Genomic DNA, 17282 nt, shown 5'->3' with positions numbered 1-17282 from the left:
TATTGCGTTGCAATACCCTTCTTGGAGTCTGCTCTATTTACCATAATAATAGGGTAATACCTTAACCCTGATAATTATGCGGTATTACTCGTCGCTATTCAAACCCGCGCGATTAAGTAAGAACTGAGATAATAAAGAAACAGGACGGCCTGTTGCGCCTTTTGCTTTACCAGAACGCCATGCTGTACCTGCAATATCTAGGTGAGCCCAGTTATATTTAGTCGCAAAACGAGCTAAGAAACAACCCGCTGTAATTGCGCCACCTAAACGGCCCCCTGTATTTGCTAAATCAGCAAAATTAGATTCGATTTGTTCATAGAACTCCTCACCTAATGGTAAACGCCAAGCGCGGTCACCTGCTTGCTCTGATGCATTCATTAATTCATGTGCTAATGGATTATGATTAGACATTAATCCGCTGTAGTGATGTCCTAAAGCCACCATACAAGCACCAGTTAATGTAGCGATATCGACAACTAATTCAGGCTCAAAGCGTTCAACATAAGTTAACGTGTCACATAGCACTAAACGACCTTCAGCATCGGTGTTTAATACTTCAACGGTTTGGCCTGACATGGTTGTTAAAATATCACCCGGGCGATATGCTTTTCCACCTGGCATGTTTTCACAACCCGCAAGTACACCAATGACATTGATTGGTAACTGGAGTTCAGCAACAACACGCATCACACCATAAACCGTTGCAGCACCACACATGTCGTATTTCATCTCATCCATGCCGTCAGCCGGTTTGATGGAAATACCCCCTGAGTCAAATGTCAGCCCTTTACCTACTAACACAATTGGACGAGCTTCAGGATCTTTATTGCCTTTATATTCGATAATCGACATCAAAGATTCATTTTGAGAGCCTTGTCCTACTGCAAGGTAAGCATTCATATTTAGCTCTTTCATTTGCTCTTCGCCAATAACACGCGTAGAGACATTTGAAGATGAGTCTGCTAATTGACGAGCTTGAGATGCCAAATAAGCGGCATTACAGATATTTGGTGGCATGTTAGCTAAATCTTTACATGCTTTAATGCCTGATGCGATGGCTAAACCGTGTGCAATTGCGCGCTCACCACTTGGTAGTTCACGACGAGTAGGTACATTAAAGACCATCTTACGTAATGGACGGCGTAATTCTGTCTTATTGCTTTTCAGTTGATCAAAGGTATAGAGGCAGTCTTTTGCAGTCTCAACCGCTTGACGTACTTTCCAGTAATTATTACGACCTTTAACATGTAACTCAGTCAGAAAGCATACGGCTTCCATTGAGCCAGTTTCATTGAGCGTGTTAATGGTTTTTTGAATGATCTGTTTATACTGACGTTCATCCAATTCACGCTCTTTACCGCAACCAATCAGTAAAACGCGCTCAGAGAGAACATTAGGTACATGATGTAACAGCAGTGATTGTCCAACTTTGCCTTCCAGTTCACCTCTGCGTAACAGGGCGCTGATATAGCCATCACTGATTTTATCAAGTTGCTCCGCGATCGGAGATAAACGACGAGGCTCAAACACCCCCACGATAATACAAGCGCTGCGTTGTTTCTCTGGGCTGCCGCTTTTTACATTAAACTCCATGCGTTCTCCTGAATATTAAAGACAAAAACGGAAAGTATCGTTTAGAATAGTGATCCGCATTAATCTACCCCATAGAAAGTTTACTTTTTATGTTAAGCTAAATGCATTAATTGAATACAACTAATTTAGCTAACTTATAAGCTTGTTCTTATTGGGAACCTGTTTATAGCATGTTTTGATATCATTTGGGCTGCAAGAATGTCTAACTGAGATGCACAAATGATAGATATACAACGAAGTTAGCGATTTTCCTGCAAAAAGACAAGTTTTCACAGGCATAACTAGCGTGATTATAATTCGATATTTAGCTCGGGAAACCCTTAAAAGTCAGATAGCCATCTTATTTATTTTGATGCTTATCTTTTTTAGCCAGAAATTGGTTGAAATTTTAGGGGCTGCTGTTGAAGGTAACATTCCTACAAACCTCGTGATTTCTCTGCTGTGGCTGGGAATTCCTGAGATGGCACAGCTTATTCTTCCATTAAGCCTTTTTCTTGGGCTTCTGATGACTTACAGCAAACTTTATGTTGAAAGTGAGATAACCGTCATGAATGCGTGCGGAATAGGTAAGAAAGCATTAGTGCAAGCAGCACTGTTGCTCTCATTACTGACCAGCGCATTAGCCGCAGGAAATGTCATTTGGCTTATTCCTTGGTCTTCAGTGCATCAAGAGCAAGTCCTTGAGGATGCTAAAGCAAATCCAAGTTTAGCTGCGTTGATGGAAGGGCAATTTAAAATGTCCAGTGACCGCAATATGGTACTTTATCTTGGTAGTGTAAAAGGAAACCAATTCCAAGATGTGTTCCTTGCACAATTACGTCCAACGCAAGATCAGCGTCCTTCTGTCGTGGTGGCAGATAAAGGCTATACCAAAGAATTACCTAACGGGAATCAGATAGTCGTATTGAGTGAGGGAACTCGCTATGAAGGTACGGCAGTACTCCGTGATTTTCGTATTACCGATTTTAATGACTACCAAGCTGTTATTGGACACCGTGAATCGACCATTAGCAGTAATCGCGTAGAACAAAAGACAATGTCTGAGCTTTGGCATTCTAATGAAACAGAGTCTATTGCTGAATTCCATTGGCGCTTAACCTTGATTTTCTCTGTTGTCATTATGGCGGTGATGGTCGTGCCTTTAAGTGAGGTAAATCCACGTCAAGGTCGCGTATTAAGTATGTTACCTGCCATGTTGCTTTATCTGGTGTTCTTTTTATTACAAAGCTCATTGCACTCTAATGGTGAAAAAGGAAAAGTGGACCCCCTCATTGCAATGTGGAGTGTTAATGGCGTTTATCTCGCCTTGGCAATCTTATTGAATGTTTGGGATACCTTACCTATGCGGAAATTCCGTGCGCGCTTTAAGAAAGGAGTTGCCTGATGTTTGGTGTATTAGATAGATATATCGGGCGTACTATTTTACAGTCAATTTTGATGACACTGTTTTTGCTGGTTTCACTATCTGGCATTATCAAATTTGTCGATCAACTTCGTAAAGTAGGGCAAGGCGATTTCACCACGCTGGATGCGGGTATTTACGCCATTTTAAATATCCTTAAAGATGTGCAGATTTTCTTTCCTATGGCTGCCTTATTGGGGGCGTTATTAGGACTAGGTGCATTAGCAACGCGCAGTGAGTTAGTGGTGATGCAAGCATCGGGATTTACCCGTTTGCAAATTGCAGGCTCTGTGATGAAAACCGCTATTCCGTTAGTACTGTTAACGGTACTTATTGGTGAATGGGGTGCACCACAAGGTGAACAATATGCACGTAACTATCGTGCTGAAAAAATCATGGGTAACTCTTTAGTTTCTACTAACCGTGGTATGTGGGCTAAAGATGGCAATCAATTTATTCATATCAATCGAATAAAGAGCCAAAATGAGATGCAAGGCATCACGCTCTATGATTTTAATAATGATAGAAAACTAGAAACGGTGCGTTATGCATCAAGTGCAACTTACGATGTGAATAAAAAAACGTGGATGTTGAAGCAAGTCGAACAGTCAGACTTGACGGATCCACAAAAAATCACAGGTAAAAAACAGGTATCACTTGAATGGCCAACACGATTAACGCCAGAAAAGTTAAGTGTTGTGGCATTAGATCCGGATGCATTATCGATCAGTGGGCTCTATCAGTACGTAAAATATCTAAAACAGAGCGGGCAAGAATCAGCAAACTATGAATTGAATTTCTGGAAAAAAATCTTTGCTCCAATCTCTGTTGCGGTAATGATGTTAATGGCACTGTCATTTATCTTTGGCCCATTACGTACTGTACCAATGGGATTAAGAGTTCTAACAGGGATCTCTTTTGGTTTCCTGTTTTATATCGTCAATGAAGTTTCAGGACGATTAAGTTTGGTTTATGGCATACCTGCCGTGATTGCAGCATTAGTACCAGCAATATTATTCCTAACATTGAGTCTATGGTTATTGATGAGACGTAATCGCTAGGTAATATCTACTTCAGCCAGAAAAACAAAAAGCGCCTTAAATAAGGCGCTTTTTTTATCGTTATAGTGTTTGCGATCACTGATAAAAATCTTTTGCTAATGCTCGAACAAGCGCATTAGTCCCCTGAGTCACTTCACTAAATTTAGTGCCATTAGGTTTGCGAGTGATCACCACAAATACACCGATATTTAATTCAGGAATGGTTGCCATATAAGTATTAAATCCACCGCCACCGCCTGTTTTTTGGTAAATTGCCGGGATACCATTGGCGGGAGCCATATAAACCCAGCCTAAGCCTAAACCATCAGCACGACCCGCAACATCCATTCCTTCTACTGAAGAGAGTCGATTACGAGGAAAGTAGACAGATTGCTCTTTGCTTGCCGTTGCTTTTCGCATGGCATTATGAGAAGTCAAAAAGCCTTGCATCCAACGTTGCATATCGGCAGGCGTCGAGTACACACCTCCACTTCCTGCTGCTGCAAGGGTGTTAGAACATGGACTGGGTTTATATCCCACGAGTAGCCGTTGACATTGTTCTGGCGTCGGCGTCAACGTGGTATTGGTCATACCGGCAGGTTGAGTAACATATTGTTGTAAAAGTTGAGGATAACTTTTGCCGGATGCTTTCACTAAAGCATCTGCTAATAGATCGTAAGCTAGGTTTGAATACGCCGCTTGCTTCCCTGCTGTGGATGTCAGTGTCGCTTTTTTCAGCCAGTTCCAGCGGTCGCCATGTGTTGGCCATATAAAAACAGGTCTTCCCCATTTTCCGCCGGGTTGTTCTCGTGGAAAACCACTAGTGTGGCTTGCTAAATGATAAAGACGGATAGGGGATTGAGCGCTGACTAAGGGGATGTTGACACCATAGTAGCTATATTTTTGCAGTGGATCTGTGACTAATAATTTTCCATCATCTTGTAATTTTAACATCACTTCACTCGTCATCAGCTTTGTGATAGATGCGATACGGATCAGTGAGTTCATTGAGGGGGCATTACGGCTTTCAGGTGTTGTTGTCCCAAAAGAACGATTCAAGGTCTGAGAGTTATTGATCATAACAATAACCATGCCTTGAGGATGACTCTTTTGATAAATTTGTGATGCGTATTTATTAAACAGCGCACTTGCATTGCTTGCATTAGGGCTTAATGCTGTAGGCCATTGTGTTAATTCAGGCACACTGTTCTGTTGATTTAACATAGAAGGTTGTGTTGCTGGTGGTAATGACGAACGTTGGCTACACGCATTCAATGTCAGTAAAGCGACGGGGATCATAAGATATTTTAGAAAATGTTTTTTCATTTTTACTTTCAACAGAAGTCAGTGAGGTGAAAGGAATGCGATCAACATAAAATGATTTATGTTTTAATTTGGTGCCTTTCTTATCGCGCTATTTTTTCTTTATCATTTTTAATACGGCCCCTAAGATAATACCAACAAATATACCTGTTATAATCCAGCCAACAATGCCCATAACACCGCCTTCTAATCCGATTTAAACCAAATTTTGATTATATTATCAGAAATAAGAATGTCTATCAGTGCAAGAGACAGTTATCAAAAAGTTGGCATTAAATGTGTCAAATTGTCTCTAAGAAAAAGATAGTGAAGAAAAATTGCATCATAAAAAGACATTTACCTCATATTTCTTCTCTAAAAATGAGGTAAGTATTACCGTTAAGTTACAATCTCCGATAATTTCCCCTGTTTTTAACCTAATTATTAGCTTTTCTTTATTATTAAGTTAGGATGTGTATATCAAGAAATTGTTAATGAATGGTGTTACAATCTTTATTATTGCGTTTTTATGGATTATTATTCTTATTTTTATCTTTGATTGATTTTTTGTTAGATATTTATAAAAATAATATAAGGGTGTGTCATATTTTGTAATAATTTACTGATTGTGGGATTGTACAATTAAACTTATTATAGCTTCATCAAGTCGAGAGACTGAAAATATAAGCGTTACAGCGCAAAGATAACACAGCAATAATAGAGTGAAGTAATAAGAAGGCATATTATAAAATGGCCTCTTTAATAATAAATAATTTATATATTAGTTGTAATATTTCAACACCATTATATTAAAGAGTAGTATCTTCGTTATAGTAGTAAATAAATACCTTTATATTAGATAGTAGTACCTGATTTAAAGTAATAAATCTTTTATATCAATAAAATGTAGTATAGATAAAGAAGTACATTATATTAATAAAACATAATTACTTTCTTCCTCACACCAGGGAAGAGAAGGGCAGTGACGCTATAAAAACAACTTATAGTCATTAAAATAAAACTAAGCCCTCGTTTAGCAGTACTGTCGGATCAAAACACTAACCCAAGTTTTGATCCTTTTTTTATTTATCGCTATATATATTATAATATATCGATTAAATAAGTTAGTTCTAATGAGTTTATTTAATGACGATGTAATCTTTAAAAGAAAAAAGGTAAGAAAAAGCATAAATAAGGTAAAAATAAACTTAGATACAAAAACAACAAGATAATTGATTTATTGATACAACATGATTAAAGCATTAACGATAGATACCTCGATGTAACCTATCGGCCATGTTTTATGATAGCAATAAAACCTTAAATGCACTTTTTTTCGCCAATCAAACTGAAAACTAACAATAATTGTTGCGGGGGTTCTTTACGCAAGTATAATGGACAGGTTTTCCAAACACTTCAGTGCCGGAGTGGCGAAATTGGTAGACGCAGTTGATTCAAAATCAACCGCCTTCGGGTGTGCCGGTTCGAGTCCGGCCTTCGGCACCATAAGAACATCAATGGACGTCAACGGACGTCTTTTTTGTATCTGAAATCCCAGTTTTACAAGGCTTTTCCCTCGTTTTCAGTCAATGCATGTCAACTTAACTCAACCCACATCAACCTCCGAGTGAGTATATAACTGAGTATAGACGTCGCTTCGATAATGAATGTATACTCGTCATACTTCGAATTACATGGGTGTTGGCTTCATTCAGCTATCCTAGTCACATAGTTATCTATGCTCCTCAGCTATCTTCACTTGTCGCCTACATGTAATCATGAGCTGATCTTTATCGGCGATCACAATTCTAGAAAACCAATGAGTGAGAACACGATTAACAACGCATTATATTGACCTAACGTGTAGTAGATATCTTTATTCAATAATAAAAGAAGGTGATAATATTTTTGTTTATTCCTTTCACCGTATTCTCGTACTTAAACATAATGTAATGGATTATTTAAGCGCCTACCCGTCGCCAGCACAACATGCTTTGGCACAAGCTGCACTCATATATCGTTATGGTGAAGAGCATCAACCTATTACGGAAGAATAGGTATTACAGCCACGTCGCTGGGAGGATAAAAAGACGACCTTTGGACCATCTACCAACGTTTGCAGGAGAATTTAATCAAGGGGGGATTGCCTGGTCTGAACGCTAAAGGTAAGTGAGCTCGCACACGTTTAGTGAATGGCATTGATGGTGATATTAAATTGAATAAGGCACTGTGGGTGATGAAGGAAAAGATGTATGAGCATTTTGGCTGTAGCTAGTTTACTTAAGCAAAACTTTATTAGTGGGCAGGTTACGGATACTAGCTACTCAGCTAGCATCACAATTTTTATGGGCGAAGGATAATACTAAACACATTTTTATTCGATGTTAAGTCGTCTTCTGGAGTGGGTGAAAATTGTGTTTTTTCAATTAGTTCCATACCTCTAATGCAAAGCTTTTTATCATTGTTACTATTTTTCTCATTAGGGATAGCTGAAATTAATTTTCCATCTTCGTTGAGAGTAATCTTAATTTCGCACTCTTTTCCCTTATAAAGGTCTATATCATAAAACCGACTTTGAATGGATTCTTTTAAATTTAAAGCATAAATATCCATTGGATGCTTACTAGCTGGGGTCGCGTTTAAATAAGCAGGAAAAAGAATGACAAAAAAAAGAATGTAATTTTTTAAATTAATGATCATTTAATCGTTCTATATTTAATAAATATAATTTACTTCAATATTTTACGAAGTAAAAAATCAGCTGCATATGCAACTATAGGAATTAAAAATACACCATGTATTACGTAAGAAGTCATGAATATGTGACCAAATACCCCAGTGGTTGAACCATTACTGGAGTACTGACTTGGATTAGCAATATAAATATTAATATACCAAGCAATTACAGAAAGTATGTACGGTAAAACGATGTAAAATAAAAAACGATAACCATTATTCATTTTATTTTTAATACAAAAAAAGAATAAGGGGGCTATAGATAAAAGGTAAATAGTAAAAATGAGACTCAATAATTTTTGATGTTGAAATATAGGTACAGTATTCATTGCCTTCGGATAAAGTCTGAAAAAAAATTCATGAACCATTTCAAGGTAATAGAATAAAATGCTTAAAGATAATGAAATATAAGATATTTTAGTAGGCACCTGATATTACTCCACCTCGGCTAGGGTAGTAAATATCTAATAGCTGTTTTTTTAGCTCCCAAGGCGAACGCAACCAAAAAGGTTCTTTCAATTCACTAAAAATTCCGCCACTTTCATGTAATACAGTATAAATACGTTTGGCACATTCCATGATCCCAGCACCACCATATTCAAAGACTAAATTACGTAAGTGCTCTGCTTGTTTTTCAGGGATAACAAATTCAATTATGGCAATATCCTCACCATCGTCTCTCTGATAAGCTAAATAGTCATTCCAATCATAATTTGGATATTCAAAGAATTCACCTGAACCCCGGTGTATAGTTACCCCATCTTCACATTGTCTTTTGTAACATCCAGTATATGAGCCAGCAGGGTCATATAACAAAGAACCTTCACCTTCACCAATAACCAACCCAACATGGCCTATCCATTCGTTATTTATCATCACATATATTTTGACGGGGTTTTCGATGAGTGAATCATTGATTGGAATTGGATTAGTGATAACGGGAATATTTAAATTATTGCTAAAAACATTATTGACGGTTGATGGTGGCTTCGGTGTCGCAATTAGTTGTTTTTGTTCTGCTTCAACGAAAGATCTTGCTTTGGCTGGCTCATCTTCTTTGCTATAGCAATCAGTGATGGAGTTTATTAGTCCTGCTTTGCATGGGCAGGAACTAAAGCTATCCAGTGTTCCTGCCATCATTCTACCATTACCCCATACATTGCTAACGCCACCAAGTATGTTGTATGTCCCAGAATGTTTTCCACAGGTAACTAGATCGCCCTGACGTGCAGCAGATCTTCCATGAAATATAAAAGTATTATCTCCAGTTAAAATCTGGCCGCCACATGTTGTTTTATCGCCAACGCGTAAAAAATATCCTATAGTCATATCTGTCCCTAAACGAAATTGAACTTAAGTTAAATGTTATTGTTGACCGGTGTTAAGCAATTGACAAGTTATTTTTAACAATTACTAAGGGTTACAATGGATAAGAGTAAGGGGGAGTATTTTAATAATATCCAATAAAAATGATAAAGATGCTATTATGACAATAGTTTATGTAAGAGGGGGGATGGTGCTAATTAATCCAGTTTTCAAACCTCAAACCACCTAGTATACATTTAAGTATACAAAAAATTATCTTTAAATTTATATCAAACAAAAACAATGCATTGTCTGTTAAAAGCGAGTCCGGAATTCGCACCAAAAATCAGACGCTAAAAGCGTCTTTTTTTATGCCTGAAATCCCCTGTTTTATAAAGTTTTCCCCCTAGTTTTAGAGTCGATATAATTTAACTCATATCATATGATTGTTTATGTCTTTGTAAGATAAGATAGATCGCAGGTGATTAATAATAAATGGTGTATTGGCTACAAAGGAATATAAGCCATAAGCTATTTTTCTTGTGCAAGAATAAATAACTCACAATTATCTATTGTTCAAATTTATTACAATACATTTCATTAAATAGCTTTTACGCCACAAAAAACCTCAGCCTTTATGAACTGATCCCAGTTTATTGGGCAGAGGTTTTTTATTTTTAATCTAAATGTCTGTTATCTCAACAACATCACTTAAGAGATCATCCGCTTGTGCGAAAATAAACTGTTTTAAAAACTGTTCAATACGCATATTTAGCTTAAACGGAGGGAGTGCCACACCATCTTGTTTATCAAAATAGGCTTTGGCTTTTGTTTTATCTACCGAATCTTTTAAGGCATCGAAGCGACCAAAGTTATTAAGGTTTTTCTCGCTTACGTTATCAGACATTAATGCAATAAGCAGTCCTTTATCTAAACCAAGTGTATTAACGATGGCATTTAATTGTGCGTTTTCAGCGTTATCTTTATAGGTATTGATATAGTCCCTAAAAGTATGACCTTCAATTAATTGCGCATCACCACGCTGTAAGTCATGTAAGAAAAGCTTGGCATATTTCTGTTCCCCTTGTGTCAGCGATGCAAATGACTTATGCAGCTCGTTTAATGTGGTTTCAATACTTGCAACGTCTTGAGGATCATTAAGTTCTTTTAAATATTTATCAAAGCGACTGTTCATATAGTCCGCATCGATTTTTCCAGTATCTATCTCAGTTAAATAACCGCTAATATCAAAAGGAACATCTCCACCATCAGAACCACTCCCATCCGCTTTACTGACTAGCTCTTTGTAACGAAGAACGAGGCTTAAATAGGTTTGTTCATTTATGGACAGTGTGACTTCATGTTCTTTATCGTTTTCAATAAATGAATAGACTAATTGATCCCAATGTAAACCTTGTACTTTGGCTGCTTCTAAATGTTGGTTAAAGGTATTAAATAATTTAGCGAATTTGGCACAAGCTTCGATATCATCAGGTAATTTTTCAAAATCATTAACGCCAGCGTTGACAAATAGTTCTGTAATATCCGCCGTTAATGCATTTATGGATTTAAGATTGCTTTCTAATCTATCAACAAATAGGCCAATCGGCTTGTCACCAGAGTAGAGTTTTACGGCATCGTTAATGTGTTGCTCCATGGTATGTGGGTAGCGGTAATAACGAATGATACCGTGGGGTTTATCAGGGCCAAATAAGCGATTAGTGCGTGAGAATGCTTGAATAATATTTTGATATTTAATGACTTTATCTAAATATAACGTATTTAGCCATTTAGAATCAAAGCCTGTAAGCATTTGATCTACAACAATCAATAAATCTAATTGTTTTGTTGGCTCGGTATGAATGCGTTCATAAGGTTTTTTATGTGCAAGACGAGCAGCTAAATCTTTCTTAAAAGCAGCGTGGCGAGCAAAATCAAAATCTTGGCCATAACGAGCATTATAATCGGCCATAATTTCTTCTAAGCCATCACCTTTAAATGTAGGGCCTCGGTTGCCACTACCGTCATTATCAATATGGGGATCAAATAGGGCTGATACTTTAAGTTCAGGGTTAGCTTTTTTTAAACGACGGTAATAATCAATGGCTTCGGCGATACTATTAGTGGCTAAAATGGCATGGAATTTATTACCTTGGCTAAGGACATCCCACTTATCCAATATGTCACTTACCACTTTTTCTTGATGGGCATCGGTTAAATATTGGCTTTTAGGAATATAGTCTTCAATCCCTTTATGATATTTACCTTTGGCATCTTTGTAGCCAGCCATAGGAACATCATTCATAAAATAATTAAATTTTTTCTTTTTGGCCGGCTCACCCATAACCTCTTGTACGGAGTTAGCTTTAGCTTGCTCTAATGCGACAGCCTTTCTTATGTCGCTGTCTTTAAACGTAGGGACTTTGTAAGGGTCAAAACCCAGTACGTTGCCATCGCGTATTCCATCAGCAATGCTATAGCGATGTAGCTCGTTGCCAAACACATCAGTAGTAGTATTGTTATTAACTTGATTTTCTTCATGAATCGGTGTGCCAGTAAAACCAAAAAAGAGTGCTTTGGGAAATGTTTTTTTAACCCTTACCAACATGCCTTCTTTGTTTTCTTTACCACCACTCATTGTCGAGCGGTGTGCTTCATCAATAATAAACACTAAGCGCTTGGCGCGTATTGTTTCAATATCTGCTGAATTTGTGGCTGTTCCCTCATCATCAACTTCCTCAAAAATATTGCTCATTTTCTGAATGGAACTCACAATTAAGGTATCAGCTGGATTATTGCTTTTTAATTTAGTAATAAGAACATAGGTGTTTTCAGTGGCTTGTACGTCTTCGCCATCTCCTGCAAAATTACGATATTCGGCAAGCGACTGAGTTCCTAATTCAATTCTGTCCATTAAAAAAATAACTTTATCGGCATCTTTGGATTGTGCAATCAACTGTGCTGATTTAAAGCTGGTCATGGTTTTACCCGAACCGGTGGTATGCCATACATATCCACCAAGGCGATCAGGATTATTTGTTGCACTACCCAGTTGGTGCCAATGAGTTTTAGCAACTTTATCCGATATCGCATTGGCGGCGTAATATTGATAACTACGCATCACTTTAAGGATACCGTCAGTATCATCGGCAACAGTGTAAAAACCAATTAATTGGTGTGCCATGGGAATAGAAAGCAAGGTCGATGCGATATCTTTCCAATGATTCATCGGCTCGTTATTAAAATCGGCCCAGTTAAATTGATAGTTGGGGTTAAATTTACCGTCCATTCCTGGGTTAGCAAAGTATTTGGTTTCGTTTGGCTCCATTGCCACAAATACTTGGATCAGTGAAAACAGTCCGCTAAATATACCTTCTGCACTGTATTTTTCGATTTGATTGACGGCTTGGCTAACAGGAATACCACTGCGTTTTAGCTCAACATGAATGACAGGCATGCCGTTGATTAGTAATAATACATCACCACGCCTATCGTTACGCAAAGGGCTACCCCGTTCAAATTGAGGTTGCTGTGCAATTTGATAACGACTTTGGCCGGCGGCAATTTCTTGGCGATCGTAAATTTTTAAGCTGATTTCTTTACCAAGATGCAAGGTATCGTCAGGGTTATCGCGCTTAATGGCGATAGTTTTGCCATTAATTAAACCGTTTAATTTGATTGGCGTTTTTAGCTCTTTTATTTGCTCAATAATCTGTTGCATTTCGCCATCAGTTAATGGCACATCGTTGAGGCGATCACGCTGGCGATTATTCTCAAATAAAATATTTGCCCAATTTTGCAGTAAATCCGCTTCGGTTCTGTTTTTCAGTATTTCAGGCTCCCACCCTTTTTGGGTGAGAATGTTAATAAAAGCCTTTTCGAATTCTGCTTCAGTTTTAAACGTTGTCATAATGGCACTCCCTGCTAGATAAACATTTTGCTTAAGCAAGCTTGCTTGATATTGTTAAGTTTAGTGATCTGTTGTTGGTGTTGTTCGATCAGTGTATCGAGTTTTTGAAAATAATTGCCGATGGCGGTTTGTTCTTCTGAACTCTTTGGAAATGTAACATTCGTGGTCTGTATTGTCGCTTTTGATATTGATAATACTTTTGTGCCCTGCATCAATGATAAAAGCTGATCATGGTATGATGATGAATTTAAGTAGTAACCAAGATATTTAGAAGCAAAAGATAAAGTAGGTCTAACAGCAATCGTATGCAATCCAGAAACAATCGACTGCCCATTTATATTAAATAACTCGGTACACTTTCCAACCATACTATCTTCAGCAGCATCTGCAATGATTACATCACCATCACGCAAGGTGGCATGTTTTAACTTATTGGCTATGTCATCATTTGTAATAAAAGGCAAAATCTCATTAGTTGCATCCAGAATTTCACCAAATTTAATTAATATATCGCCATAGTGAATATTTTTTGTTATTCCATTTTCATAGTTCAGATTAGCTCTAGAAAGCGAATTGTTAGGGATATTGGCAAAACAAACTCCAAATGGTTCAATCTTCCACGCCCCACTAAACCCTTTAAAGCGAATTTCTGGCACTGTTTCGCCTGGTTTAGGAAACATTTTTTCTAGCATGGCTTTTTTAATATTGCTGAGTTTGTCATACTTTTGTTGGTGCTGGTTGATTAGGTTATCGAGTTTTTGGAAGAAGAAACCAATTCCATCAGATTCCTTCTTGTCTGATGGGCAGCTAACTGCAATCTGCTTAATTTCATTTATATTAATTTTTTTTGGAAATGCAATATGAAGTGTACGCAGCCATATGTTTTTTTGTACATAAGGTGAGGCAATTGAGTTTTTTAAAAAATACGGACTAAGTTGCTTATATTTCAATAATGCTAGAGTCACGTAATAAGCTTTATCATCATCATTTTCAACAACGTTTGCAGTACCTACATCGCCTATTCGAGTCATAAGTACATCATTTTTTTTGGGGAATATCTTAAATTCATTCTTAAATGCTTCCTCTGAAATGAATTTAGTTGAAGTTAACGTCTTAATATTTTCTGCTGAAAGAAACATTATCCCGTTTTTAGTATATGCTGGTGTTTGATGAGTACCATCATAGACCTCAGTAATCTGGCTTAAATTAAAACTAGCCCACTCCCCACTAAACCCCTTAAAGCGAATATCAGGTACTTTCTTATCTGCGCTCATCTTATTCACCCTTTAATAAGCTAGCGAGTTCATCTAATCCCTGCATATCAAACTTATTACCCGTCAGTTCGCCCATCATGTCAGCCAACTCTTTTTCAGTGGTTTTTATTTCATTGGCGACTTGTGAATAAGTCACGGCATATTTATCGGCTAATGCTTGCACTTGATGGGTTAGTTGGGTAATAACGGTATTTGGCAAAGTTAAAAGCTCATTACACAGAGGGGTAATCCATTTAAGGTGTAACAGCGTATTGACTTGCTCATCACTTAACGCTTCGAGGGTCGCCTTTGTTTTTAAATGAAGCGCGATGCTTGCGTCTTTTACCGCTTTTTTCAGCGCTTTTTCTTTATCGATAAGCTTACTTGCTTCAATGATTTTTGCTTCATAGCTCTCTGGCGCGAATTTGGTTTTTGTCTCTTTTTGCTCTTTTAAGAAGACTTTAGCTGCTTTACCCACTTCCGTATTCGCAAAGCCATCTTTACTTTCTTTTACTGTCTCTTGCTCTTTTTCTTCTTCCGTCAGTGATTCAAAAATCTCTTCTAAGGCGCTGGTGATTTCTGCTAACCGTGTTTCTTGAGCCGTCAGAGCCTGTAAATCATCGCTTAAATAGGTTTGTTGTACTAAATCAAACGGCAGTATATGACCCTTCCAACCGTCTTGTACTTCGATATCTTTGCCATTTTTTTTCTTTATCACCATATTGGGATCGACTTTTTTAGTGGCACTAAAGTCTTCCGTTTGTATCATTTCTAAATCGGCGCTAATTACCTGCCATTGGTTATTAAGAAATTGATAAGCTTGGTATTTGTCGATTAAGGCAATCGGCGCTAAGCGAGTAAACAGTTCAGCACTGAGTGCTTCTTCTTGCTGATTACGATTAACGTCTTTGTAGTTTTGTATTAGCTGGTGGTTTAGATGATCATCAAAACCATTAAAAGCTTGATTGTAGTGTTTGATAAACGCTAATACTTCAGCATGTTGACTAATAAACGCATTAACCGCTGATTTTTCAATCGCAAGCTCGCTATAAGCCTCTGATTTTGGAGTAAACAACGCATGGTGTAATTGTGGGAATGCTTGCCAATACTGATGTAGCGCTGCAATTTCACTGTTAGGAATACCACCTAGCATTGTGGCATGTAAATCCCAACTTTCTGGCGTTTCTGAAGAGTCAACATAGCGCGGAATATTCAGGTTGTAGCCGTTATCTTGGAGCGTTTCTTTACTCACCACGTGTGAAAATTTATCAATACTTTCACGGTTAATCACTGCATCAGTAATGCGTTTGATATCACTGGCTTGTAACTTATTGTTTTTACCTTCTTTTATAAAATGCTTGGAAGCATCGATGATTAATACATCTGTATTTTCACGTTTTTGTTTAAGAACCAAAATGACGGTAGGAATACCCGTACCAAAAAAGATATTGGCGGGTAAACCGATAATGGTATCAATGTGATTTTGTTCAATCAGTTGTTTGCGAATTTCACCTTCTTCACCACCACGAAATAAGACCCCATGGGGTAATACGATGGTCATAATCCCCTTAGGCTTTAAGTGATAGAGATCGTGCAGTAAAAATGCAAAATCGGCTTTCGTTTTGGGAGCGAGACCAAAGCGTGAATAGCGGGGATCGTTACCTTTATCTGTGGGTTCCCAATTTTGAGAATAGGGAGGATTAGACACCACCGCATCGACATACAATGTTTCGTATGAGCCTTGTGGATCGTTTTCATCAAAATATGGCCAATCGTCTTCTAGCGTATCACCATTACGGGTTTTAATATTACTGGCTTTGATACCGCGCATAATTAAGTTCATACGGGTTAGGTTGTAAGTGTTCGCTTTTAATTCTTGGGCGTAATAGGTGATGCTATCTTTATTTTTAGCATATTTCTGAACTGCTTCACCGATATTGATTAGCAAAGAACCGGAGCCAGAAGTGGGGTCATAAATTTCAATATTATCTTTATCTTTTAATGCATGAGCGACAATATTTGACATCAGTACAGAGACTTCATGTGGAGTATAAAACTCACCCGCTTTTTTACCCGCATTAGCGGCAAATTTTTCAATCAAATATTCATAAATATAACCCAGTACGTCATATCCTTGATTGGCATTCATTGGAATGCTTTTGATCAAGTGTAATAAATCACTGATAGCTTTGGTTCGTTTACCTGCACTTTCCCCAAGTTTGCTTAAACCTGTTTCTAAGGTAGTAAAAATACCTTCAAAGAGTTTTTTGTAGGTAGGTGAAATTAAGCGGTTGAAGGCAGAAAGCGCATCACGCACGTTAGATTCATCAAATTCAAATTTTGGATCAACCCATGTAGAAAAAAGATTGTTATAGGAAATAAAGTAACCTAAGTTGTTTTGCACATATTGAACGATATCGGTGTCTTCTTCATTGAGGTTTTTGATATCTTCGGCTGTCATCCCTTCTTTGGTGACAAACTGTACTAGTTGGTCGCTTAGGTATTTGTAAAAGATAAAACCAAGTATGTAATCTTTGTATTCGTTAGCTTCAATTTTAGAACGCATTTGGTTAGCCGATTCCCAAATCTTTGCGGCTAATTGTTGTTTATTCATAACCTACTCTAATAATTAATTATTTGTTTGTGATTGAGCAATGCGCGTAAATGTAAATATGGCAAAGCAAGTACCGAAATTAGGCTTTTTTATATTAAACACTATTGGCGTAAAAAAGTCTGCAACC

General features: G+C 37.6%; 9 protein-coding genes, 1 tRNA gene and 1 pseudogene. 4 read left to right on the top strand and 7 right to left on the bottom strand.

Annotated features, from left to right (window positions below; translation table 11 throughout):
- Nucleotides 1-84 precede the first annotated feature (84 nt).
- Complete coding sequence (pepA, locus tag QSH13_RS08695; RefSeq protein ID WP_109396732.1) at nt 85-1593, bottom strand: leucyl aminopeptidase; 1509 nt, start codon at nt 1591-1593, stop codon at nt 85-87.
- 286 nt (nt 1594-1879) lie between these two features.
- Here pepA and lptF point away from each other — a divergent pair, with 286 nt between their 5' ends.
- Nucleotides 1880-2977, top strand: coding sequence for an LPS export ABC transporter permease LptF (lptF, locus tag QSH13_RS08690; protein WP_109396733.1), 1098 nt, complete (start codon nt 1880-1882; stop codon nt 2975-2977).
- Nucleotides 2977-4056 (top strand): LPS export ABC transporter permease LptG, encoded by a 1080-nt coding sequence (gene lptG, locus QSH13_RS08685; protein ID WP_109396734.1) that lies wholly within the window; start codon nt 2977-2979, stop codon nt 4054-4056. Before lptF ends, lptG begins: the two co-directional genes overlap by 1 nt.
- 75 nt (nt 4057-4131) lie before the next feature.
- On the opposite strand, the gene ampH is transcribed toward lptG, so the two are convergent.
- Nucleotides 4132-5361 carry a D-alanyl-D-alanine-carboxypeptidase/endopeptidase AmpH gene (ampH, locus tag QSH13_RS08680; RefSeq protein ID WP_109396735.1) on the bottom strand — a complete coding sequence of 410 codons (1230 nt, stop codon included), beginning with the start codon at nt 5359-5361 and terminating at the stop codon, nt 4132-4134.
- A gap of 1397 nt (nt 5362-6758) precedes the next feature.
- Between ampH and QSH13_RS08675 the strand changes: the two genes are divergently transcribed.
- Together QSH13_RS08675 and QSH13_RS08670 are read left to right on the top strand one after the other, a co-directional pair.
- Nucleotides 6759-6843, top strand: a tRNA-Leu gene (locus QSH13_RS08675).
- Between the two features lie 467 nt (nt 6844-7310).
- A pseudogene (locus tag QSH13_RS08670) lies at nt 7311-7612 on the top strand (DUF932 domain-containing protein); the annotation flags it as partial.
- A 68-nt stretch (nt 7613-7680) separates the two neighbouring features.
- Here the strand turns inward: QSH13_RS08670 and QSH13_RS08665 are convergent.
- The 5 genes from QSH13_RS08665 to QSH13_RS08645 all read right to left on the bottom strand — a co-directional run bounded on the left by QSH13_RS08665 (nt 7681) and on the right by QSH13_RS08645 (nt 17155).
- The gene (locus QSH13_RS08665) at nt 7681-8037 is read right to left on the bottom strand and encodes a cell envelope integrity TolA family protein (protein ID WP_286039050.1); all 357 of its coding nucleotides are present in this window, start codon (nt 8035-8037) and stop codon (nt 7681-7683) included.
- Between the two features lie 453 nt (nt 8038-8490).
- Nucleotides 8491-9402 (bottom strand): PAAR domain-containing protein, encoded by a 912-nt coding sequence (locus QSH13_RS18550; protein WP_336621758.1) that lies wholly within the window; start codon nt 9400-9402, stop codon nt 8491-8493.
- A gap of 658 nt (nt 9403-10060) precedes the next feature.
- Nucleotides 10061-13288, bottom strand: coding sequence for a type I restriction endonuclease subunit R (locus tag QSH13_RS08655; RefSeq protein ID WP_286039049.1), 3228 nt, complete (start codon nt 13286-13288; stop codon nt 10061-10063).
- A gap of 14 nt (nt 13289-13302) precedes the next feature.
- The gene (locus tag QSH13_RS08650; protein WP_286039048.1) at nt 13303-14562 is read right to left on the bottom strand and encodes a restriction endonuclease subunit S; all 1260 of its coding nucleotides are present in this window, start codon (nt 14560-14562) and stop codon (nt 13303-13305) included.
- 1 nt (nt 14563) lies between these two features.
- Entirely contained in the window at nt 14564-17155 is a 2592-nt protein-coding gene (locus QSH13_RS08645) for a type I restriction-modification system subunit M (protein WP_286039047.1), read from the bottom strand.
- Between the last annotated feature and the right edge of the window lie 127 nt (nt 17156-17282).

It is taken from the genome of Proteus faecis (assembly GCF_030286765.1).
Classification (GTDB): Bacteria; Pseudomonadota; Gammaproteobacteria; order Enterobacterales; family Enterobacteriaceae; genus Proteus; species Proteus faecis.
This window is presented reverse-complemented; position numbering and strand designations above follow the sequence as displayed.